21 protein-coding genes, 4 tRNA genes and 1 pseudogene are annotated in these 20637 nt (G+C 68.0%); 17 read left to right on the top strand and 9 right to left on the bottom strand.

The genetic code is table 11. The features are described 5' to 3' along the window. Nucleotides 1-491 (top strand): fatty-acid--CoA ligase (locus A5648_RS04810; protein ID WP_065023446.1); only part of this gene is annotated, 491 nt, incomplete at its 5' end. Beyond that, on the top strand, nucleotides 488-994 hold the full coding sequence (locus tag A5648_RS04805; protein WP_065023443.1) for a DoxX family protein: 507 nt from the start codon (nucleotides 488-490) through the stop codon (nucleotides 992-994). The genes A5648_RS04810 and A5648_RS04805, both read left to right, overlap by 4 nt. Before the next feature lie 18 nt (nucleotides 995-1012). Here A5648_RS04805 and A5648_RS04800 read toward each other — a convergent pair whose 3' ends face one another. Both A5648_RS04800 and A5648_RS04795 read right to left on the bottom strand, forming a co-directional pair. Then, the gene (locus A5648_RS04800) at nucleotides 1013-1315 is read right to left on the bottom strand and encodes a hypothetical protein (protein WP_065023442.1); all 303 of its coding nucleotides are present in this window, start codon (nucleotides 1313-1315) and stop codon (nucleotides 1013-1015) included. Further along, nucleotides 1312-2826, bottom strand: a complete 1515-nt coding sequence (locus A5648_RS04795; protein WP_065023441.1) for a class I adenylate-forming enzyme family protein — start codon at nucleotides 2824-2826, stop codon at nucleotides 1312-1314. The genes A5648_RS04800 and A5648_RS04795 overlap by 4 nt, the downstream gene beginning before the upstream one ends. A 112-nt stretch (nucleotides 2827-2938) precedes the next feature. Here A5648_RS04795 and A5648_RS04790 point away from each other — a divergent pair, with 112 nt between their 5' ends. From A5648_RS04790 to A5648_RS04775, 4 genes are read left to right on the top strand one after another with little or no spacing between them, the layout of a single operon-like run. Next, nucleotides 2939-3886, top strand: coding sequence for an enoyl-CoA hydratase/isomerase family protein (locus A5648_RS04790; protein ID WP_065023440.1), 948 nt, complete (start codon nucleotides 2939-2941; stop codon nucleotides 3884-3886). Continuing rightward, the gene (locus A5648_RS04785) at nucleotides 3883-5025 is read left to right on the top strand and encodes a CoA transferase (RefSeq protein ID WP_065023439.1); all 1143 of its coding nucleotides are present in this window, start codon (nucleotides 3883-3885) and stop codon (nucleotides 5023-5025) included. The genes A5648_RS04790 and A5648_RS04785 overlap by 4 nt, the downstream gene beginning before the upstream one ends. Then, complete coding sequence (locus tag A5648_RS04780; RefSeq protein WP_065023438.1) at nucleotides 5019-6371, top strand: amidohydrolase family protein; 1353 nt, start codon at nucleotides 5019-5021, stop codon at nucleotides 6369-6371. Before A5648_RS04785 ends, A5648_RS04780 begins: the two co-directional genes overlap by 7 nt. 46 nt (nucleotides 6372-6417) lie before the next feature. Then, on the top strand, nucleotides 6418-7326 hold the full coding sequence (locus tag A5648_RS04775) for a class I SAM-dependent methyltransferase (protein ID WP_065023437.1): 909 nt from the start codon (nucleotides 6418-6420) through the stop codon (nucleotides 7324-7326). 69 nt (nucleotides 7327-7395) lie between these two features. Here the strand turns inward: A5648_RS04775 and A5648_RS04770 are convergent. Beyond that, a tRNA-Lys gene (locus tag A5648_RS04770) sits at nucleotides 7396-7468 on the bottom strand. Between the two features lie 134 nt (nucleotides 7469-7602). Here A5648_RS04770 and A5648_RS04765 point away from each other — a divergent pair. The 4 genes from A5648_RS04765 (at nucleotide 7603) to A5648_RS23660 (ending at nucleotide 8710) form a co-directional block, all read left to right on the top strand. After that, nucleotides 7603-7675, top strand: a tRNA-Glu gene (locus A5648_RS04765). A 34-nt stretch (nucleotides 7676-7709) separates the two neighbouring features. Next, nucleotides 7710-7783 (top strand) — tRNA-Asp (locus A5648_RS04760). A gap of 30 nt (nucleotides 7784-7813) precedes the next feature. Beyond that, nucleotides 7814-7887: transfer RNA gene (locus A5648_RS04755), tRNA-Phe, on the top strand. Between the two features lie 313 nt (nucleotides 7888-8200). Continuing rightward, nucleotides 8201-8710, top strand: a complete 510-nt coding sequence (locus A5648_RS23660; protein WP_131810521.1) for a hypothetical protein — start codon at nucleotides 8201-8203, stop codon at nucleotides 8708-8710. A gap of 300 nt (nucleotides 8711-9010) precedes the next feature. Here A5648_RS23660 and A5648_RS23655 read toward each other — a convergent pair whose 3' ends face one another. After that, complete coding sequence (locus A5648_RS23655) at nucleotides 9011-10405, bottom strand: hypothetical protein (RefSeq protein WP_131810520.1); 1395 nt, start codon at nucleotides 10403-10405, stop codon at nucleotides 9011-9013. A gap of 197 nt (nucleotides 10406-10602) precedes the next feature. Further along, nucleotides 10603-11490 carry a LysR substrate-binding domain-containing protein gene (locus A5648_RS04750; protein WP_065023436.1) on the bottom strand — a complete coding sequence of 296 codons (888 nt, stop codon included), beginning with the start codon at nucleotides 11488-11490 and terminating at the stop codon, nucleotides 10603-10605. A 107-nt stretch (nucleotides 11491-11597) separates the two neighbouring features. Here A5648_RS04750 and A5648_RS04745 point away from each other — a divergent pair, with 107 nt between their 5' ends. Further along, nucleotides 11598-12518: an NADP-dependent oxidoreductase gene (locus tag A5648_RS04745; protein ID WP_065023435.1), complete on the top strand. Its 921-nt coding sequence runs from the start codon at nucleotides 11598-11600 to the stop codon at nucleotides 12516-12518. Between the two features lie 58 nt (nucleotides 12519-12576). Continuing rightward, nucleotides 12577-13314 carry a serine protease gene (locus A5648_RS23925; RefSeq protein WP_165607298.1) on the top strand — a complete coding sequence of 246 codons (738 nt, stop codon included), beginning with the start codon at nucleotides 12577-12579 and terminating at the stop codon, nucleotides 13312-13314. A 4-nt stretch (nucleotides 13315-13318) separates the two neighbouring features. On the opposite strand, the gene A5648_RS04735 is transcribed toward A5648_RS23925, so the two are convergent. Next, complete coding sequence (locus tag A5648_RS04735) at nucleotides 13319-13753, bottom strand: DUF732 domain-containing protein (RefSeq protein WP_234787291.1); 435 nt, start codon at nucleotides 13751-13753, stop codon at nucleotides 13319-13321. Between A5648_RS04735 and A5648_RS04730 the strand changes: the two genes are divergently transcribed. Both A5648_RS04730 and A5648_RS04725 read left to right on the top strand, forming a co-directional pair. Continuing rightward, nucleotides 13752-14195, top strand: coding sequence for an SRPBCC family protein (locus A5648_RS04730; RefSeq protein WP_065023434.1), 444 nt, complete (start codon nucleotides 13752-13754; stop codon nucleotides 14193-14195). The genes A5648_RS04735 and A5648_RS04730 overlap by 2 nt on opposite strands. Before the next feature lie 54 nt (nucleotides 14196-14249). Further along, a complete protein-coding gene (locus A5648_RS04725; protein WP_065023433.1) occupies nucleotides 14250-14705 on the top strand; it encodes an SRPBCC family protein in 456 nt (151 codons plus the stop codon). On the opposite strand, the gene A5648_RS04720 is transcribed toward A5648_RS04725, so the two are convergent. Then, nucleotides 14692-15885, bottom strand: coding sequence for a pyridoxal phosphate-dependent aminotransferase (locus A5648_RS04720; RefSeq protein WP_065023432.1), 1194 nt, complete (start codon nucleotides 15883-15885; stop codon nucleotides 14692-14694). The two genes, A5648_RS04725 and A5648_RS04720, sit on opposite strands and share 14 nt — an antisense overlap. A 220-nt stretch (nucleotides 15886-16105) precedes the next feature. On the opposite strand from A5648_RS04720, the gene A5648_RS04715 reads away from it, so the two are divergent. Genes A5648_RS04715 through A5648_RS04705 form a run of 3 tightly spaced genes read left to right on the top strand, consistent with a single transcriptional unit; the run spans nucleotide 16106 to nucleotide 19779 of the window. Then, a complete protein-coding gene (locus tag A5648_RS04715; RefSeq protein ID WP_065023431.1) occupies nucleotides 16106-17317 on the top strand; it encodes an acetyl-CoA C-acetyltransferase in 1212 nt (403 codons plus the stop codon). Nucleotides 17318-17332: 15 nt separating this feature from the next. Beyond that, nucleotides 17333-19477, top strand: coding sequence for a 3-hydroxyacyl-CoA dehydrogenase NAD-binding domain-containing protein (locus tag A5648_RS04710; protein ID WP_065023430.1), 2145 nt, complete (start codon nucleotides 17333-17335; stop codon nucleotides 19475-19477). Nucleotides 19478-19491: 14 nt separating this feature from the next. Further along, nucleotides 19492-19779, top strand: coding sequence for a hypothetical protein (locus A5648_RS04705; RefSeq protein WP_234787290.1), 288 nt, complete (start codon nucleotides 19492-19494; stop codon nucleotides 19777-19779). Nucleotides 19780-19783: 4 nt separating this feature from the next. Here the strand turns inward: A5648_RS04705 and A5648_RS04700 are convergent, their stop codons facing one another. Together A5648_RS04700 and A5648_RS04695 are read right to left on the bottom strand one after the other, a co-directional pair. Further along, a complete protein-coding gene (locus tag A5648_RS04700; protein ID WP_065023429.1) occupies nucleotides 19784-20389 on the bottom strand; it encodes a class I SAM-dependent methyltransferase in 606 nt (201 codons plus the stop codon). 5 nt (nucleotides 20390-20394) lie between these two features. Then, nucleotides 20395-20637 (bottom strand): annotated as a pseudogene (locus A5648_RS04695) (pyridoxamine 5'-phosphate oxidase family protein); the annotation flags it as partial.

The raw sequence follows: 20637 nt of genomic DNA, 5'->3' as shown, positions 1-20637 counted from the left end.
GCGCCGCGCAGCCGGTGACCGACCTGCTGCGCGACGAGGCCTTCATGGGCTGGTTCGACGCCGTCGGCGTCGACGACATCCCGGCCGTTTTCGCCGGGGCGCTCGCCGAGCGCATCGAACTGGCCGACCCGCAGCCGGCGCCTGAGGCGCCGGGCGTGGTGGTCGCGGCGGTGGCCGAAGTCGTCGACGCCGAGGCGCTGATCGCCCACGTGCGTGCCACCGCGAAGGATTTCGCCGCCGCGGGGATCCGTAAGATCCTGATATTCCAGGCTTTTGACAATCCCCGTGAGGTGTTCATGCTCCAGGAGGCGGACGATGAAGTCGGCGCCGCCCAGTGGATCAGCCGACCCGAATTCGCCGCCGACTGGATCACCCGGGCCGGCGTCGGCGTCTACCCGCCGGTCTTCGTCGGCCGGCTCCAGCACCTGATGCGCGTTGCGGATCAGCCCGATACCCAAGAAGACCAAGCTGAAGGAGAACCCATTCGATGACCGCTTACGGCGTGGGACTGTTGATCGTCCGGCTCTGCCTCGGCCTGACCATGGCCGCGCACGGCTACAACAAGATCTTCTCCGGGGGCCGGATCGCCGGCACGGCACGCTGGTTCGACAGCATCGGCATGCGGCCCGGTACCTTCCACGCCCGGATGGCCGCCGGAACCGAGATCGCCGCCGGACTGGGCCTGGCCGCCGGTCTGCTCACGCCGATTCCCGCGGCCGGCTTCGTCGCGCTGATGCTGGTGGCGGCCTGGACGGTGCACCGCGGCAACGGCTTCTTCATCGTCAAGAGCGGCTGGGAGTACAACCTGGTGCTGGCCGTCGTCGCGGTCGGCATCGCCATGCTCGGCGCCGGCCCGCTCAGCCTGGACCACCTGCTGTTCGGGCAGAACTGGTGCGACGGGTGGACCGGCCTGCTGATCGCGGCCGGGCTGGGCCTGGCCGGTGGGATCGCGCAGCTGGCGGTGTTCTTCCGGCCGGTGCCAGAGCAGGCCTGAGGGGGTCGGCGCTGCCGGTCAGTCGCTGGCCGGCAGCGGCTTGGCTTCCTTGATGGCCATCGGCGCGGTGCCGATGCTCAACGTCCCGGCGCCGGCCTTGGTGACCAGCACCTCGGCGCCGGCGTCGTCGACATAGCGCTTGCCCATCACCGCGCCGTCGGCGAAATCGGGGTCCAGGGCCGCGCCGCCGGAGGCGCTGTCCTCCAGGGGCACCATCGGGGCGCCGCCGGCGCGCAGATCATCGAGGCTGTCGGCGGTCTTCACCACGATGACCTGGGTGTCGCACACCTGACTCTTCAGACGGGTACCGGACTTGATCATTGCGCCCCTTCGGCATTCACTGTTTGCAGTTCGTTCACGATCTCCCGGCGCAGCACCTTGCCGGTCGGGGTGGTCGGCAACTCCGGCCGGAAGACGATCCGATCCGGCGTGCGGGATCCGCGCAGCTGTTCCCGAACATACTCGCGCAGCGCGTCGGGGTCGGGTGACGCACCCGGCGCCGGAACCACGCACGCGACGATGATCTGGCCCCACTCCGGATCCGGCGCGCCGACCACCGCGACCTCGCGGACCTCGGGGTGCTCGACCAGCACGTCCTCGATCTCGGCGGGGGCGATGTTCTCGCCGCCGCGGATGATGGTGTCGTCGGAGCGCCCGCCGATAAACAGGTAGCCCTCGTCGTCGAGCACGGCAAGGTCGCGGGTCGCGAACCAGCCGTCGGCGTCGAGCACCGACCCGATGCCGGTGTAGGTGCCCGAGACCTGCTCGCCGCGGACGAACAACTCACCGGGCACGCCGGTGCCAACCGGCCGGCCGTCGTCGTCGCGGATGACGACCTCGATCCCGGGAACCGGACGCCCGACCGACCCGAGCCGCTTGCGGACGGCGTTGTCGGTGGACTCATAAGCCGTGCGGTGGTCTTCGGGGGTGAGCACCGCGACCGTCGAACTGGTCTCGGTCAGCCCGTAGGCGTTGACGAAGCCGACCTCGGGCAGCAGGTCCAGCGCGCGGCGCACCAGCGGCAGGGCCACTTTGGAGCCACCGTAGGCCAGGTTGCGCAGGGTGGGCAGCGGGGTCGGGCGGGCTTCCAGCTCCGAGACGATGCGCTCGAGCATGGTCGGAACCACGGTCGCGGTGGTCACCGCCTCGGTGCGGACCAGCCGGATCCACTCGGCGGCGCTGAAGCGACGCAGATAGACCGACTTGCGTCCGGCGTAGAGGTTGCTCAGCGCCGCTCCGACACCGGCAATGTGATACGGCGGAACGCAGATCAGCGCGGCGTGCTCGGGCTTTGCCGAGCCGAACTCCACCGTGCCGGTCACGTAACTGGTCAGGTTGTTGTGAGTCAGCTCAACGGCTTTGGGCGCCGAGGTGGTGCCCGAGGTGAACAGCACAACCGCCACGTCGTCGGGGTCCGGCCACTGCACCGCCGGGGTGGTGGTGCGCGCCCGGGCACAGAAAGTATCCGAATCGATTTGGGCGACACCGAGGTCGCCGGCCTCGCCGATCAGGTCGAGGTATTCCTTGTCGACCACGAGCAGCGGTTGCGGCAGCCGGGCGATCAGCTCGCGCAGCGCCTGCCCGCTGAGCCGGTAGTTCAGCGGCGCGAAGGGCTGACCGGCGCGCGCCGCGGAGAACAGCAGCAGCGGCAGCATGTCGCCGCCCATCCCGACGTAGGCCACACTGCGCGCGCCGGTCTCGTTGATCACGCCGGCCCCGGCGTCAGCGAGGGCGTTGAGCTCCGCGGTGGTGTAGCGCGTCGATTCGCAGACGACGGCGACCCGGTCCGGGTCGGCGGACACCGCCATTTCCAGCAACAACGAAATGCTCACCGCTCGGCTCCCCGTAATGCGTCGTGAATGAGAACGACATTATCATTTTTTGATAGTTCCGCTACCGCCAGGAGCCGGTCGAGCACCGGCGATCGGTACGCTGACGTGCGTCATGATCAGCGTGGTCGACCTCGAGGCGACACCCGACGCCGAGCCCGGCGCCGGGATCGTCATCGCGACCGGCGTCCGGTTCGGCACCGCGCACGCCGAGCACTGGCTCGAGCGCGCCAGCTTCACCCTCTCGGAGACCGAGGTGGCCGATCGCCGGGTGATCACCGTCGAATCGGTGGCCGAGGCGCTGGCCGACATCGCCGATCGGTGCCGGCGCCGACCGCACACGGCGGCGATCTGCGATGACGTGCTGCGCGCGGTGGATCCGGCCGCGCCCGCTCGGGCCGGCGTGGTCACCGAATCACTGGCCTACTCGGTGCTGCAGGCCGGCCCGGAGTTCGCCGGCTGGCTGGCCGAGCGGGGGCCGGCCACCGCGCCCGACACCAGCGACCCGGTGCTCATCGATCGGGACGGCGACACCCTGCGGCTGCGGTTCAACCGGCCGCAGCGGCACAACGCCTTCACCAACGCGATGCGGGCCGCGCTGCTCGACGGGCTCGCGGTAGCCGCCGCGGACACCTCGATCGACGAGGTGGTGCTGTGCGGGGCCGGGCGGTCCTTCTGCAGCGGCGGCGACCTCGCCGAGTTCGGCGGCTTCACCGATGTGGCCAGCGCGCACCTGGCCCGCACCCGCTACAGCCCCGCGCTGGCGCTGGACGCGCTGACCGCCCGGCTCGGCGACCGCTGCCGCGCCGACATCCACGGCCAGGTACTGGGCAGCGGACTGGAGATGGCCGCCTTCTGCGGTCGGGTGCGGGCGCACCCCGACACGGTGCTGGGCCTGCCGGAGCTGAACCTCGGGCTGATACCGGGCGCCGGCGGCACCGTCAGCATCACCCGCCGCATCGGACGGTGGCGCACCAGCTATCTGATGCTGTCCGGACGCACCATCGACGCGCCGACCGCCCTGCGCTGGGGGCTGGTGGACGAGATCGCGACGCCCCGATGATGGAGGCGGCTTGGGGCGCATCCGGTTTGGCTTGGCTGACCGGTGCGCCCGACGGCCCCCCGGATTTCTCCCGCGCCGCGGTGCTGCAGCGCGCGGGGGAAGCCGTTGATCAGCTGGGCCTGGGCGCTGATGCCGCGACCCTGCTGGCCGGGCGTGCCGGGCTGCGGGGCTGGAGTCGCGGCGGGCGCCGCTCGGCCGGGGGAGCCACCCGGCTGCTGACGGCGGCAGACGGCTGGTGGGCGATCACGTTGTCGCGTCCCGACGACATCGACGCCGTGCCCGCCCTCATCGAAACCGAGCGCCCCGACGAGCCGTGGGCGGCCATCGCGGCGTGGGCGGCCGAGAAACCGGTGACCGACGTCGTCGGGCGTGCCCGACTGCTCGATCTACCCGCCGCCGTGCTGGGCGAGGCCGCTGCCGCGGCACCTCTGGTCCGCCGGGTCGGGCCGTCGGGGCCGGGTCGCGAACCGCGGGGTGCCCTGGTCGTCGACCTGACCTCGCTGTGGGCCGGGCCGCTGTGCGGGCAGCTGCTGGCGCAGGCCGGCGCCACGGTGGTCAAGGTGGAAAGCCCGTCCCGCCCGGACGGAACCCGCGCCGGGGACCGCGCGTTCTTCGACTGGATGAACGCCGGGAAGCTCTCGTGCGCCATCGATTTCGATCGCGACGCGGCGTTTCTGACGCGGTTGCTGGCGGCCGCCGATGTGGTGTTGGAAGGCTCGCGTCCCGCCGCGCTGGCCCGCCGCGGGCTGGGACCGCTCGACGTGGCGGGCCGGCCCGGGCGGGTGTGGCTGCAGATCACCGGCCATGACGGGTTCCCCGGGTTCGGTGACGACGCCGCGGTCGCCGGCGGGCTGGTGGGCTTCGACGCCGCCGGCGACCCGGTGTTCTGCGGCGACGCCATCGCCGATCCGCTGACCGGCATCGAGGCGACCGTCGCGGTGCTCGACGCGCTGGCCCGCGGCGGCGGCGAGGTCATCACCTTCTCGCTGGCCGCCGTCGCCGCGAGCTACGCCACGCTGCCGCTGCATCGCGGCGGTGAGCACCCGGCGTCGCCACCTGGGCGCCCGCGCATTGCGGCCGCCGGCCCGCGGTTGGGGGCCGACAACGCACGGGTCGGCGAGTTGGTGTCACGGTGCTGATCCAGCGCGCGGTGCTGCTGGATGGATCGGTGGTCGATGTCCGCCTCGGCGACACCATCGCCGACGTCGCGCCCCGGCTGGACGCGCGCCGCGGCGAAGACGTGCTCGACGCGGCCCACGCGACGCTGATTCCGGGGCTGCACGATCACCACCTGCATCTGCGCTCGGCGGCCGCGGCGCTGGATTCGGTCTGTCTGGGGCCCCCGCAGGTGCGCACCCTCGATGACCTGGCCGCCGCCCTGCAGGCCGCGACCGCTGATCCCGACGGCTGGGTGCGCGGGTATGGCTACCACGAATCGGTCGCCGGCGAGCTCAATGCCGCACTGCTGGACCGGTTCTGCCCCGAGACCCCGGTGCGGGTGGCGCACCGCAGCGGGGCGCTGTGGGTGCTCAACTCCGCCGGCCTGGCCCGGATCGGGATGGCCGACCACGCGGACGGCCGGCTGCTGCGCGCCCACGGCGACCCGGTGCCACGGCTGCCGCAACGCGAGCCGTCGCTGACGACATTGAGCCGCCGACTGGCCGCCCGCGGCGTCACCGGCATCACCGAGGCCACCCCCGGCCACGGCGAGGCCGATCTCGCCGCGTTCGCCGCGGCACGCCGCGCCGGCGAGCTGCTGCAACGCCTGCACTGCCTGGCGCCCGCCGGAACTGCTGTCGCGCCGGGCGTCACCCTCGGGCCGACCAAGATCATCCTCGACGACGCTCGCCTGGACCTGGACGCATTGGCGGAAACACTGGGCGACAACCACCTCCGTGACCACGGCGTGGCGCTGCACTGTGTCACCGATGCGCAGCTGACCGTGGCGATCGCGGCCTGGCAGTCCGCCGGGGTGCATCGCGATGATCGCATCGAACACGCGGCGGTGGTGCCCGACGACCGGCTGGCCGACCTGGCCGCGCTCGGCATCACCGTGATCACCCAGCCCAACTTCGTCGCCGAACGCGGCGACGACTACCTGGCTGCCATCGAGCCCGACCGCCAGCACGAGCTGTGGCGGCTGGCGTCGTTGCGGGACAACGGGATTGCGGTGGCGCTGTCGACCGACACACCCTTCGGTGACGGTGATCCCTGGGCGGCCATGCGCGCGGCGGTGCACCGGAGCACGCCGAGTGGGGCGGTGTTGGGCGCGGCCGAGCGGGTCTCGGCGCACGCCGCACTGGCGATGTTCACCGGCCGCGCCGACCGGCCCGCGATACCGCGCCGGATCGCGCCCGGCGAACCCGGCGACCTGTGCCTGCTGGCCGCCGATCCGGCCGAGGCGCTGGCCGCGCTCGACGCCGACCTGGTCGCGCTAACCGTCGTCGCCGGCGGCGTAGTGTCCCAGCACAGCGACAGTCGGTAGCCTGTCTAGATAGTTTGGTTGATGGAAAAAACGGAAGGAACGGTTGATGACGCGTTCGGATAGTGACAGCTGGGACCTGGCCAGCAGTGTGGGAGCGACCGCGACCATGGTGGCGGCGCAGCGGGCGTTGGCCACCACCGGCCCGGACAAACTGATCAACGACCCGTTCGCGGCGCCGCTGGTACGTGCCGTCGGCATCGACTTCTTCACCCGCATGGTGGACGGCGACATCGCGTTCCCCGAAGGCGACGACTTCGATCCGGTCCGGATGGGCCACGGCATGGGCGTGCGCACCCGCTTCTTCGACGAGCACTTCGAGTCCGCCACCCAGGGCGGCATCCGCCAGGCCGTCATCCTCGCCGCCGGGCTCGACGCGCGCGCCTACCGGTTGGCCTGGCCGGCCGGCACCGTGGTCTACGAGGTCGACCTGCCGCAGGTCATCGACTTCAAAACCACCACCCTGGCCGGTCTGGGTGCCGAGCCGACCACCGAGCGCCGCACGGTGGCCATCGACCTGCGCGACGACTGGCCGGCCGCGCTGCGGGCCGCCGGATTCGACCCGCAGGCTCCCACCGTGTGGAGCGCCGAGGGCCTGCTGGTCTACCTGCAGCCGGACGATCAAGACGCCCTGTTCGACACCATCACCGGGCTCAGCGCGCCGGGCAGCCGGCTGGCCTGCGAATTCATTCAGGACACCACGGTGTTCTCCGGCCCGGAGTGGCGCGAGCACCGGGAGAAGCTGCAATCCATCGGCTGCGAGGTCGAGATCGGCGAGCTGATCTACCACGGCGAGCGCAACCACATCGTCGACTACCTGACGGCGGCGGGCTGGACGGTGTCGGGCCGGCAGGTCACCGAACTCTACGCCGAGGCCGGCCTGGAGTACGGCGATGATCCGCTGGCGGTGGCGTTCGGGGATCTGACCTATCTGAGCGCCGCGCTGCCCGGCTCGTAGCTATGAAAAGCATCACAGCGGCGGATCCGGTGGTGCGGCGGCGACGCCGCGCCGGCGCCGTCGATGAGGTGCCCCCAGCAGGGCTCGAACCTGCGACCTGCGGATTAAAAGTCCGTAGCTCTACCAACTGAGCTATAGGGGCCGTGCCGGAACAGGATACTGCCTCCCCGTTCGGGCCTGAGGGGGGCCGCGTTTGAGGATTGGGCCCGCCGTGCCCTAAGCTAGCGAAGCTCCCAACGTGACACGTTGCGAGTGCCTCGGAGAGATTCGGTTCTGGCCCCCATCGTCTAGTGGCCTAGGACGCCGCCCTTTCACGGCGGTAGCACGGGTTCGAATCCCGTTGGGGGTGCTCGCATCGGTGGTAACAACGGAGCGAACAGCAAGGCCCTGTGGCGCAGTTGGTTAGCGCGCCGCCCTGTCACGGCGGAGGTCGCGGGTTCAAGTCCCGTCAGGGTCGCTTTATACGGCGAGGCACACGGTGCCTTCCGGCCAGGTAGCTCAGTTGGTACGAGCGTCCGCCTGAAAAGCGGAAGGTCGCCGGTTCGATCCCGGCCCTGGCCACTTCAGAGGCGGTTTTCGTCTCGGCGTTCAAGATCACTTGCCGTTTATTCGTCGTTTATTCCTACCGCCCGGTCCAGAACGTCGGCCACTTGGGTGTGAACCCGTCCTCGGTTCATGTACACGTCTTGGGTCATGCTGGGGCGGGCGTTGCGGAGTTGGTCGGCCCCGGGGAGAAACTGCCTGACTCGGCAAACGTGCGCACCTAGTATTCCAGGGCAGTGCAATTGAAGCCCTAGACCTCAAAACGAGACGGCACGGCGCCGGACTGGCACCCGGACTAGGCGGACAAGTCCGCCGGAAGGAAACGCGATCGATGAGCTACAAGTCCAGCGACTCCGACTACGAGGGCGCACTCGCCGTAGCTGCCGCCGTCGCGGGCGGTGTCGTTCTAGCCGTAGGGGGCGCGGTTGTAGTTGCAGGTAAAGCCGCCAAATACCTGTCAAGCAGACGTACTCGCCCCGCAGGTCGTGGCTCTGACGGGCATGCGGACGCGCTGGTAGTGAACTTCGATGCGGGTGGCAGACCCGACCCCGGAGTACTTAAACAAATGGGCTATAGGGTTGGCCGAAACGGCCTTGGCCCTGCCCGTCGCCGAAGCATCCTTGAAAAGGTCTATGCGGCAAAGCTGGTCGCAACATCGACCCACCCAGCAGCGCACATACGTGAATGGGGGGAGCCGAACACCCGGGCCCGCGCGGAGAAGATCGAGCGGTGTCTCGCTGGGTTTATCGCCAACGCAAGACATAAGGGCGCGGACATGTCCGAAGCCATCGGCGACTGGGAAGACGATCTCGCCTGGTTGAGGAACCGCTACCGACTCTGATTGGAACTCGCTCCTGGGCGAGCACAGCACTCGTGTGGACTCGCTGACAGGGGCATTGGTTGCTGCGGCACGGCCCGCGCGGGGCGATACAGACGGCACTGACCGCCGAAACCGCCGCAACGAAGAATCACCGCACGACGGCGCCGTACACCACGTCCATGGACTTGACCGCGGTGACACCTGCCGCGTTTAGCGATGCACCTACTCGATGACCGCAAGCTGTGCCGTGATGACCCGGTAATGCCAACCGGCAGCACGCCGGGTCTGTTCACGGGTGCAGTGCGCATCGTCAGGAATGCTCTACAACGTGCCGTGAATGGCCGCATATAACGTCTGCTTCACAGACTCGCGGATCTTGCCGACAAACCGTTTTGTTCCGGTTTCGAATGTGCCGTCCTGCCCGTAGTTGACAATGGCCCTGCGAGTCGCTGCGTGTTCCGCTGTTTCGCCTGTTCCCGGCGCCTGCCACGTGCCCTCATGAGCAACGTCATTCCGCACTCGCACCCAGTGCCCGACTTCATCCCAAAGTCGATCGTCAGCGGTCCTTCTTTCCAACTGCAACAGCAATATGTAGACTTTGCCCTGCGCCTGCCTAGTCGTGTAATTACCGGTTCCGCTTCGGAACCGCCTTGGGTTTCCTGCTTCATCCGGAATTACGCGGTTTGGCGACACCACCGTATCGGCGATTGCCTCAAGCAGGTTGAAGCATCGAAAGAACTGGTATTCCCAGCGGGGGTCGCGTACAGCATCGGCGTAGAGCGATACCCAGAGCTGAGCTCGAGAATTTGCTCGTAAGCCGCTCCACGATTTCTGGAGTGCGTGGACGTCTTCTCCCGCGATAAAACCGCCCAGGAGATTCTCACGGTACCCGCTGTGTTCGATCCAGGCATCACGTAGGTCGTAGCTGCCGTGTTCATTCTGGCTCGTAACAACGCCCGCGATTAGGTTGGCGGCTGCTCCTCGCCGCAAGGTCATCATGTCCAACAGTTGCTTTATGATTTCGCGGCTTTGAGTCGCGGCGGCGCCAGGGGTACCCGCCTGTATGTGACATGTGATCAGCACCGCGGGTCTGTTGCTCCGCATCTGGGCTAGCCACGTTTTCTTGGAGAGCCATTGAGTGACGATTCCGTGCTCACGAAGAATCCGGTTGAGGACGGTGCGCACATCCTCGCCGAGAATCGTTGTGATCGGACTAAGTGAGATCCCCGGCACTCGCTGTGGTTGCGTGATCAGGAGATTGTCAGCGAGCGCAAGGATTAGAAATGCTGGTGCACTTTGGTGTGTACTAGTCGACTTGAATGGCGCTGTAAAACGTTGCTCCCGCAGGGCCTCAATGCGGACGAGTTCGGCCTGGGCAAGTTCTCCAGTTAGCCATTCACCGTCGCCGGCTTCCGGTCTTAGAAAAACCCATCGTGGATTGCCAATATCGATTGGCGCCCAGGTCGGGTCCGTATCGTTGACATTACCCACCTCTAACAGAGAAGGAAGGTCAGGATTGAGCTTCCAGGCAGCGGTCCATACAAGCGGATTGTCGGTGGGTTTGAGTTCGAGGCCCGCGCGCCAGGCCACGTCGATGGAATCGTGTGCGAACACGGAAGCCGCGAGCCGCTCCACCGGTTGCATGACCTGGACACCCAGAATGGCTGTGCCCTCATGAGAATCTAGCCTCATGTAGGCGATGGGTACCTTGTGCACCTGTTCCCCTTCTCGTCCTGCCTTGCGAACTGTCGTTCAACGTGTGTCTACGGTGTCGCAAGTGCTCGAACCCGGTGCGTCAACAGGGAAGCACATCGCTCCTCTCCTGAGAGCAGAAAAGCGGAAGGTCGCCGGTTCGATCCCGGCCCTGGCCACTTCAGAGCACCCGCCCATTGCGGCGGGTTTTCTCGTTTCTGTCAGTCAGCAGCCAGCGTGAGCAGCATCTCGGCCAACTTGGCGGTCGCCGGCCCGAGCTTGGCCTGCGCGGCAGAGGCGAGATAGATCTTCCAGACCACCGCGGGCCGCACGGCCAGCGCCCGCAGGTCGGGACAGCGCGCCGCCTCGCTGGCGGGCATGAAAATGGTGCCGATGCCATGCCGCACCAAGTCGGCGGCGATCGAGTACTCCAGCGCCACTTCGTGCGGTGTATGCGCGGTGACGCCTGCGGCAGCGAACGCGTCGTCGACGATGCGCCGGAGTCCGAACTGTGGTGGGAACCCGATGAGATCCTCGCCGGTGAGTTCGGTGATGGCGACGCGGTTTCTTGCCGCGAGTGGATGGTCGGCGCGGCAGACGAAGACCATGGGCTCCTGGCGCAGCAGGCGCATCTGAACGCGCTCCGGGAAGCGGTCGGGGGCCGACACCAGCGCCAGGTCGAGTGATCCGTCGGCGATCTCCGACAGATACGCGCTGGAACCGGTTTGGCTCTGTCGCAACCGGATCTGAACAAAGGGATAGTCCCGGTGGAACTGTCCGAGCACCTGGGGGACGTCCAGCGCACCGGAGGTGATGAGCGCGCCGAGGTCGACGGTCCCGGTGAGTTGGCCCCGGAAGTCGCTGACGGAGTCTTTGGCGACCCGAGCGGTGTGCAGAACTTGGCTGGCCTGCTCGCGGAACAGTTCGCCGGCGGGGGTGAGCTTGATCTTTTGGCGGGACCGGTCGAACAGTTCGACGCCGAGTTCCTTCTCCAACTTGCCGACCGACGTGGAGAGCGCGGATTGCACGACGTGAGCGCGGTGGGCGGCGCGGGAGAAGCTCAGCTCGCCGGCCACGGCGACGAAGTGTTCAAGCTGGCGCAGTTCCATAACTCTTTCTATCAACGATGGAGATGGGACGTATCAAAAGCATTCGTTGGACTTGATGACCTGCAGCGGGTGTGATGGAGGTGCCCATCCAGTTGAGACGAGGAACGATGCAGGCGATCGTCGTGCAAGACCGCTCGGCCGGGACGTCGGGTCTGTCCCTGGCCGACATGCCCTATCCGCATGCCGCCGAGAACGACGTCGTCGTTCGGGTGCATGCGGCGGCGTCCACGCCGGGGGAGCTGGACTGGCCCGCAACGTGGACCGACCGAGCCGGACGGGACCGCACGCCGACCATTCCCGGCCACGAAGTCTCCGGTGTTGTCGCCGAATTAGGGTATGGCACAACGGGTGTGACCGTCGGTCAACGTGTCTTCGGTATCACCGACTGGGCCCGCAACGGGACGCTGGCGGAATACGTTGCGGTAGAGGCTCGTAACCTGGCCCCGCTCTCGGCCGGTATCGACCATACGGTTGCGGCGGCACTGCCGATCTCCGGTTTGACGGCGTGGCAGGGTCTGTTCGACCACGCCGGCCTCCAGCCCGGGCAGACGGTGCTGATCCATGGCGCTGCCGGGGCTGTCGGGTCGATCGCGGTGCAACTCGCCCACGATGCCGGCGCTCGGGTGATCGGAAGTGGGCGAGCCGGACAGCGGGACGCCGTGCTGGGGAACAACGCCGACGCCTTCCTGGACCTGCAGGCGGACCGACTCGAAGACGTCGGTGAAGTCGACGTGGTGTTCGACGTGGTCGGCGGCGAGATCCTTGATCGCTCAGCCCCATTGGTGCGTGCCGGGGGGACGCTCGTCACCATCGCCGAACCGCCGCGGGTACATCCGGACAAAGCGCGGGCGGTCTTTTTCGTCGTTGAACCCGACCGCAACCAGCTGGCCGCCTTGGAGCGCCGGGTCGGCGACGGCCGGCTGACCCCGAAGGTCGGGACAGTCCTTCCGCTTGCGGACGGGCTCAAGGCGTTCGACCCGGCATATCGCGGACAGGGAAAAACCATCATCTGCGTCGCGGCCCCATAGGCCGCCGACAGCGTTTCGGGCGCGGTTCGCTAGCGGTCGGACCCTAGACTGAGCCGCTGTGGATCTCCGGTCGATGTTGGCGGTCGTCGTTACCGCCGTGATCGCAGCCATCGGACTGCCGGCCGGCGCCGCGGCCGGTGACCAGATTCTGCTCGGCGGCGGTGCTGCGATCGTGCTCCACGACGACACGCTGTGCACGCTGACCGCTATGGGCCACGACAGTGACGGCCGGCTGATCGGTTTCACCTCAGCCCACTGCGGCGGACCGGGCTCTGAAGTCGTCGCAGAGGGCGCCGAAGAGCGCGGGACCGTGGGCACGGTGGTGGCCGCCGACGATGCGGTGGGCTACGCCGTGATCGAGTTCGATCCGGTCAAGGTAAAACCGATCGCCGACTACGAAGGCTTCGGAATCTTCGGTATCGGGCCCCCGGAGCCGGAACCCGTTAACCCGGAGCCTGCCGGCCCGGAACCCGCCGCCCCCGAAGCCGCCAGCCCAGCACCCGCCGCGCCCGAACCTGCCGCCGCCAAGCAGGCATGCAAGCTCGGCCAGGGCACCGGCCTGAATTGCTACGACATCGGGTCGGACGGCGTGAACACCACCGCTCAGGAGTGGTGGCAACCCGGGGATGACGGGTCACCGATCACCATCGACAACCTGATCGTCGGCATGGTCCGCGACGGCTCCACCCCGGTCGCCCCGCCGGACCAGTCGGGGCCGGGGATCGTGATGTTCAAGGAGGTCCTCGCCGACGTCAACGCCAAGGGTGGTCCGGGCGCCGGGTTCGGCCTCGGCTAAACGCTCACGGCCGCAACGTCTCCGGGCAGAGTTCGGACTGCGCGGCGGCGATCTGGACGTCGGCGGCTTCGGGACTGTAGTGGAAGGTGTTGGTCAGCTGGCGCACCACGTCCCCCGGCGAGAGCCCGGACCGGTAGGTCCCGGTGTGGCCATACATCCGCAACAAAGCACAGACGTAGTGGCCCGAGCTGACCTTGACGTCATCGGCGATCGGGATGGCCACCGGCGAGGCGTTGACCTGCGCCAGATAGCTGGCGTCGTCGGCGTGCGCGGCGGGCGCGACGGCCAATGCCGATGCCACGGCGGCCAGCAGGGGTGCGGCGATGCGCGGGGTCACATGCATGAACTCCATCGTGCCACCGCCGGCCGGGAGCGCGACCGCTTCGTGCGGCGCAAATCCCCGCGCGCCACCGCAGGGCTGGCTATCGTTGCCAGCCATGGCAGTCAAGGATTCCCGCGAAGTGGTCATCGAAGCCGGCCCCGAGGAGATCTTCGATGTCCTCGCCGACATCGAGAACGTGCCCTCCTGGTCCCCGCAGTACCAGAGCGCCGAGGTACTCGACACCTACGACAACGGCCGTCCGCGCCGGGTACGGCTGCGGATCAAGGCCGCCGGTCTCACCGACGAGCAGGTCGTCGAATACACCTGGACCGCCGAGAGCGTCGGCTGGACGCTGGTGTCGGCCGGCCAACTCAAGGCGCAGGACGCCAAGTACACCCTGACGTCACAGGGCGACAAGACCAAAGTCCGCTTCGACTTAAGCGTCGACCCGTCGATTCCGATCCCTGGGTTCCTGCTCAAAAGCACCCTCAAGGGCGGCATGAAAACCGCCACCGACGGTCTGCGGTCACAAGTGCTCAAGATCAAAAAGGGTCGCTGACTTCGGTTCGGGGAAACGCTGCCGGGCGCTGGTCGCCCGACTAGGCTCGGGGCAGTGGCTGTTCGAGCATCGCGGGAAATTGTGATTGAGGCGCCGCCGGAGAAAATTCTCGACGCGCTGGCCGACGTCGCTGACTTGGTGTCGTGGTCGCCGGTGCACAAGCGGGTGGAAATCCTCGACACCTACGAGGACGGCCGCCCCCACCACGTCCGCGCCACCATCAAGGTTCTGGGCTTGGTGGACAAGGAGATTCTGGAGTATCACTGGGGCCCGGACTGGATGGTCTGGGATGCCAAAGCAACGGCGCAGCAACGCGCCCAGCACGTCGAGTACACCTTGACCCGGGAAGGTCCGGACAGCACCCGGGTGCGCTTCGACATCACCGTGGAACCGTCGGGGCCGATTCCGGCGTTTCTGGTCCGGCGCGCCAGCAAGGTGGTGTTGGCCACCGCCACCGAGCGGCTGCGTGAGCGGGTGATGGGCGACGGCGCGACGCCTACCGAGCCGTGACCGGCCCGTCCCGCAGCACCGCCAGTCGCCGGATCGCCTCGTCGAGGGTGTTCTCCGGTTTGACAAACGTGAACCGCACCAAGTGATTCCACACCTCGGGGGCGGTCGCTTCGGCCGCCGGTACACAGAACGCCGACAGCGGGATCGCCGCCACCCCGGCCCGATGCGGCAGTTCGGCGCAGAACGCGGTGCTGTCGTCGTAGCCCAGCGGTCGCGGGTCGGCGCACAGGAAATAGGTGCCGAAACTGTCGTGCACCTCGAAACCGACCTGGCGGAGTCCCTCGCTCAACAGGTCCCGGCGGGTCTGCATGGTGGTGCGCAGCGCCGAGACCCAGGCGTCCTCGGCGTCGAGTGCTAACGCCACCGCCGGTTGGAACGGCGCCCCGCCGACATAGCTCAGGTACTGCTTGGCGGCCCGTACCCCGGCCAGTAGGTCAGCCGGTCCGCAGGCCCAACCGATCTTCCAGCCGGTGCAGTTGAACATCTTCGCCGCACTGGAGATGGTGACGGTGCGCTGCGCCATGCCTTCGAACCCGGCCAGCGGCAGGTGGGTCCGCCCGGCAAAGACCAGGTGCTCGTAGACCTCGTCGGCGATCACCAGCAGATCGGCCTCCACCGCGATCCGGGCGATCGCCGCGAGCTCGGACTCGGTGAACACCGTGCCGGTCGGGTTGTGCGGGGAGTTGACGATCAGCGCGCGGGTCGCCGGAGTGATGGCGCGCCGCAGCGCGTCGGTGTCAAGGGCGAAGCCGCGGCCGTCGGGAACCAGCGACACGCTGACCCGCCGCGCCCCGGCCATGGCGACCACCGGCGAGTAGGAGTCGTAGAACGGCTCGATCAGCAGCACCTCGGAGTCCGGCTCGACCAGCCCGAGCACCGCGGCGGCGATGGCCTCGGTGGCCCCGACCGTCACCAGCACTTCGGTCTCCGGGTCGTAGTCGATGCCGAAGTGCCGGCTGCGCTGACGAGCGATCGCTTCGCGCAGGGCGGGGACGCCGAGCCCGGGCGGGTACTGATTGACGCCGACGGCGATCGCCGCGCGGGCGGCGTCCAGCATCGACGTGGGCCCATCCTCGTCGGGAAACCCCTGCCCGAGGTTGACCGCGCCGATCCGCGCGGCCAGCGCCGACATCTCGGCGAAGATCGTGGTGGCATAGGGCTGCAGCCGCGACACCGTCATGGATATCGAGCCTAAAGCGTGCTCGCAGAGGCGCCCAGCGTGAAGCTGCCTTCACGCTGGGCGCCGAGTGTGAAGCCACGTTCACGCTCGGCCAATGGCCCGGCCGCAACTGCCCAACCATCCGGTTGATAGGCAGCCCTGTTAGGGTGAGAACCAGAGGTCTACGCTGCCCAGCAGGACGCAATCGAAGAACACCCAATACCGAAGAGGAACTCCAGTCATGTCCGAAGAAGCCTTCATCTACGAGGCCATTCGCACCCCGCGCGGCAAGCAGAAAAACGGGGCGCTGAACGAGATCAAGCCGGTCAGCCTGGCGGTCGGCCTGGTCAACGAGCTGCGCACCCGCTACCCGGATCTGGACGTCAACCAGATCAGCGACGCCGTCTTCGGCGTGGTGTCGCCGGTCGGCGACCAGGGCGGTGACATCGCCCGCACCGCGATGCTGGCCGCCGGCATGCCCGAGACCACCGGCGGCGTCCAGCTCAACCGGTTCTGCGCCTCCGGCCTGGAGGCCATCAACACCGCCGCCGCCAAGGTCAAGGCCGGGTTCGACGACCTGGTGCTCGCCGGTGGCGTGGAGTCGATGAGCCGGGTCCCGATGGGCTCCGACGGCGGCGCCTGGGCCAGCGACCCCAACACCAACTACCAGATCGGCTTCGTGCCGCAGGGCATCGGCGCCGACCTGATCGCCACCATCGAGGGCTTCTCCCGCGACGACGTCGACCGCTACGCGCTGCGCAGCCAGGAGAAGGCCGCCGCGGCCTGGTCGGGCGGCTACTTCGCCAAGTCGGTGGTCCCGGTCCGCGACCAGAACGGCCTGGTCGTGCTCGACCACGACGAGCACATGCGGCCCGACACCACCCTGGAGGGCCTGGGCAAGCTCAAGACCGCGTTCGACGGGATCGGCGCGATGGGCGGCTTCGACGACGTGGCGCTGCAGAAATACCACTTCGTCGAGAAGATCAACCACGTCCACACCGGCGGCAACAGCTCCGGGATTGTCGACGGCGCCGCGCTGGTGCTGATCGGCAGCGAGAAAGCCGGCAAGGAGCAGGGGCTGACCCCGCGGGCCCGCATCGTGGCCGCGGCCACGTCCGGCGCCGACCCGGTCATCATGCTCACCGGCCCGACCCCCGCCACCCAGCGGGTGCTCGACCGCGCCGGCATGACCGTCGATGACATCGACCTGTTCGAGCTCAACGAGGCCTTCGCCTCCGTGGTGCTGAAGTTCCAGAAGGACCTGAACATCCCGGACGAGAAGCTCAACGTCAACGGTGGCGCCATCGCCATGGGCCACCCGCTGGGCGCCACCGGCGCGATGATCACCGGCACCATGGTCGACGAACTGGAGCGCCGGGGTGCCCGCCGCGCTCTGATCACACTCTGCATCGGCGGTGGCATGGGCGTCGCCACCATCATCGAGCGCGTCTGAGAGGGTTTTTCAAAAATGGCAGAGAACACCATCAACTGGGACAAGGACGCTGACGGCATCGTCACGCTGACCCTGGACGACCCGACCGGGTCGGCCAACGTGATGAACGAGCACTACAGCCAATCCATGCACAACGCGGTGCAACGCCTTGTGACGGAGAAGGATTCGATCACCGGTGTGGTCATCACCAGCGCGAAGAAGACCTTCTTCGCCGGCGGCGACCTCAAGGCGATGATCAACGTCGGCCCGGACAACGCCCAGCAGGCGTTCGACCAGGTGGAGAACATCAAGGCCGACCTGCGCGCGCTGGAGACCCTGGGCAAGCCGGTCGTCGCCGCCATCAACGGTGCGGCGCTGGGCGGCGGCCTGGAGATCGCGCTGGCCTGCCACCACCGGATCGCCGCCGACGCCAAGGGCAGCCAGCTCGGCCTGCCCGAGGTCACCCTGGGCCTGCTGCCCGGCGGTGGCGGTGTCACCCGCACGGTGCGCATGCTGGGCATCCAGAACGCGTTCATGAACGTGCTGGCCCAGGGCACCCGGTTCAAGCCGGCCAAGGCCAAGGAGATCGGCCTGGTCGACGAGGTGCTGCCGACCGTCGAAGAGCTGGTGCCGGCCGCCAAGGCCTGGATCAAGGCCAACCCCGACGCCCACACCCAGCCGTGGGATGTCAAGGGCTACAAGATGCCCGGCGGTACCCCGTCGACGCCGTCGCTGGCGGCGATCCTGCCGTCGTTCCCGGCCCTGCTGCGCAAGCAGCTCAAGGGTGCGCCGATGCCCGCACCGCGGGCCATCCTCTCGGCCGCGGTCGAGGGCGCGGCGGTGGACTTCGACACCGCCAGCCGCATCGAGAGCCGGTACTTCACCTCGCTGGTCACCGGCCAGGTCGCCAAGAACATGATCCAGGCGTTCTTCCTGGATCTGCAGCACATCAATGGCGGCGGCAGCCGGCCCGACGGCATCGGCCAGACCCCGATCAAGAAGATCGGTGTGCTCGGTGCCGGGATGATGGGCGCGGGCATCGCCTACGTGTCGGCCAAGGCCGGTTACGACGTGGTGCTCAAGGACGTCAGCCTGGAGGCGGCGCAGAAGGGCAAGGGCTACTCGGAGAAGCTGGAAGCCAAGGCTCTGGAGCGCGGCCGCACCACCGAGGAGCGCTCAAAGGCGCTGCTGGACAAGATCACTCCGACCGGCGACCCGGCCGACCTCAAGGGCGTCGACTTCGTGATCGAGGCGGTGTTCGAGAGCCAGGACCTCAAGCACAAGGTGTTCCAGGAGATCGAGGACATCGTCGAGCCCAACGCGCTGCTGGGGTCGAACACCTCCACGTTGCCGATCACCGGTCTGGCGACCGGCGTGAAGCGCCAGGAGGACTTCATCGGCATCCACTTCTTCTCGCCGGTCGACAAGATGCCGCTGGTGGAGATCATCCGCGGCGAGAAGACCTCCGACGAGGCGCTGGCCCGGGTCTTCGACTACGTGCTGGCGATCAAGAAGACCCCGATCGTGGTCAACGACAGCCGCGGCTTCTACACCTCCCGCGTGATCGGCACCTTCATCAACGAGGCGCTGATGATGCTCGGTGAGGGTGTGGAGCCGGCCAGCATCGAGCAGGCCGGACTGCAGGCCGGCTACCCGGCGGCACCGCTGCAGCTGTCCGACGAGCTGAACCTGGAGCTGATGCACAAGATCGCCGTCGCCACCCGCGAGGGCATCGAGGCGGCCGGCGGCACCTACGAGAAGCAGATGAACGAGACGGTCGTCGAGAAGATGATCGGGCTCGGCCGTCCGTCGCGTCTCAAGGGCGCCGGCTTCTACGAGTACGCCGACGGCAAGCGCACCGGTCTGTGGTCGGGCCTGCGGGAGACGTTCAACTCCGGCAGTTCCACCCCGCCGCTGCAGGACATGATCGACCGGATGCTGTTCGCCGAGGCGCTGGAGACCCAGAAGTGCCTCGACGAGGGGGTGCTGACCTCGACCGCCGACGCCAACATCGGCGCGATCATGGGCATCGGGTTCCCGCCATGGACCGGTGGCACCCACCAGTTCATCGTCGGCTACGAAGGGCCGCACGGCGTGGGCAAGGAGGCCTTCGTGGCGCGGGCCAAGGAACTGGCCGCCAAATACGGCGACCGGTTCACCCCGCCGTCCTCGCTCCTTTAGCTAGGCTCGCAGGCGTGCAATCCCCCGAACCCGAGTGGCTTCGGGGGATTTCGCGTCTGTTGGACTACCGGGTGAACGTGAGCATCGCCAAACTGCTGGAAACGGCGCTGTGGCTGGGTTTGGTGTACGTGATCATCGGGGTGGTGTGCCTGTTCCTGCGCCCCGACGGCGTGGAACTGCTGCAAACCCGGGCCGAGCAGCAGTTCGGCATACCGCCCAACAGCATCTACGAGGTGGCGACGGTGGCCGGGGTGTTGCTGTGGCCGCTGATGATGTTGCTGCCCAGCGCCTGCGGGGGCTAACCGGTCAGGGCCGGCGCGCCAACAGGTAATGGCGCACCGGCTGGCCGCCGTTGGCGGGCAGATAGTTCGGCTCATCGCCGGAGCTGACCAGTTCCCACTCCGGGGCGAAGAGCCGGGCGATCTCGGCCTCGTCGATGCCGCGGACGCCGAACAGTGCGCCAGGGGTGAACGCGACGATCAGCAGCCGCGAGTCGGGTCCGGTCACCGCGTTGACCTGCCGGGCGTAGACCTCCCGATCGTGGTCGTTCATCCCGTGCAGGCAACCGCTGTCGGTCACCAGAGCGAAGTCGTCACCGAGACCGGCTGCGGCGAGTTGGGCGATGTCGGCGCAGACGAACCGCACCGACACCTTGCCGGCCTGGGCTTTGGCCCGCGCGGTGCGCAACGCCCGCGGGGCGAAGTCGACGCCGGTGACCCGCCATCCGTTCTGCGCCAGGTAGATCGAGTTGTCTCCGGTGCCGCAGCCGAGATCCAGTGCGGTACCCGGGGACAACGCCACGCTGGCGTCGATCTCGACCAGATTGCGCAGTCCGCGCGCCAGGGCGTGGCCATCCCACGGGGTGAACCCCAGCCGGTACATGGCCCGGAACAGCAGCCTCCTGGCCCCCATAGCGGCTAGATGGCTCCCATGTCAGCGGAGAGCCAGTGCTGGGGGCGCAGATGAATGGCCACGTACTCGCCCAGTTCGGTCCGTGCGAACTCGAGGAACTTCTCGGCCCGGTCGGGGGGAAGGTAGCGGTGGGCCAGCTCGGCGTGATGGTCGTCGGTGCCGGGCTCGATGCGGCTGACGGCACCGTCGACGGCGACATAGCGGACGGTCGGCTCCGTCCGCTCCACCATGAGCGAAAAACAGCCGGC

The organism is Mycolicibacter sinensis, from assembly GCF_001673565.1.
Classification (GTDB): domain Bacteria; phylum Actinomycetota; class Actinomycetes; order Mycobacteriales; family Mycobacteriaceae; genus Mycobacterium; species Mycobacterium sinense_C.
This window is presented reverse-complemented; position numbering and strand designations above follow the sequence as displayed.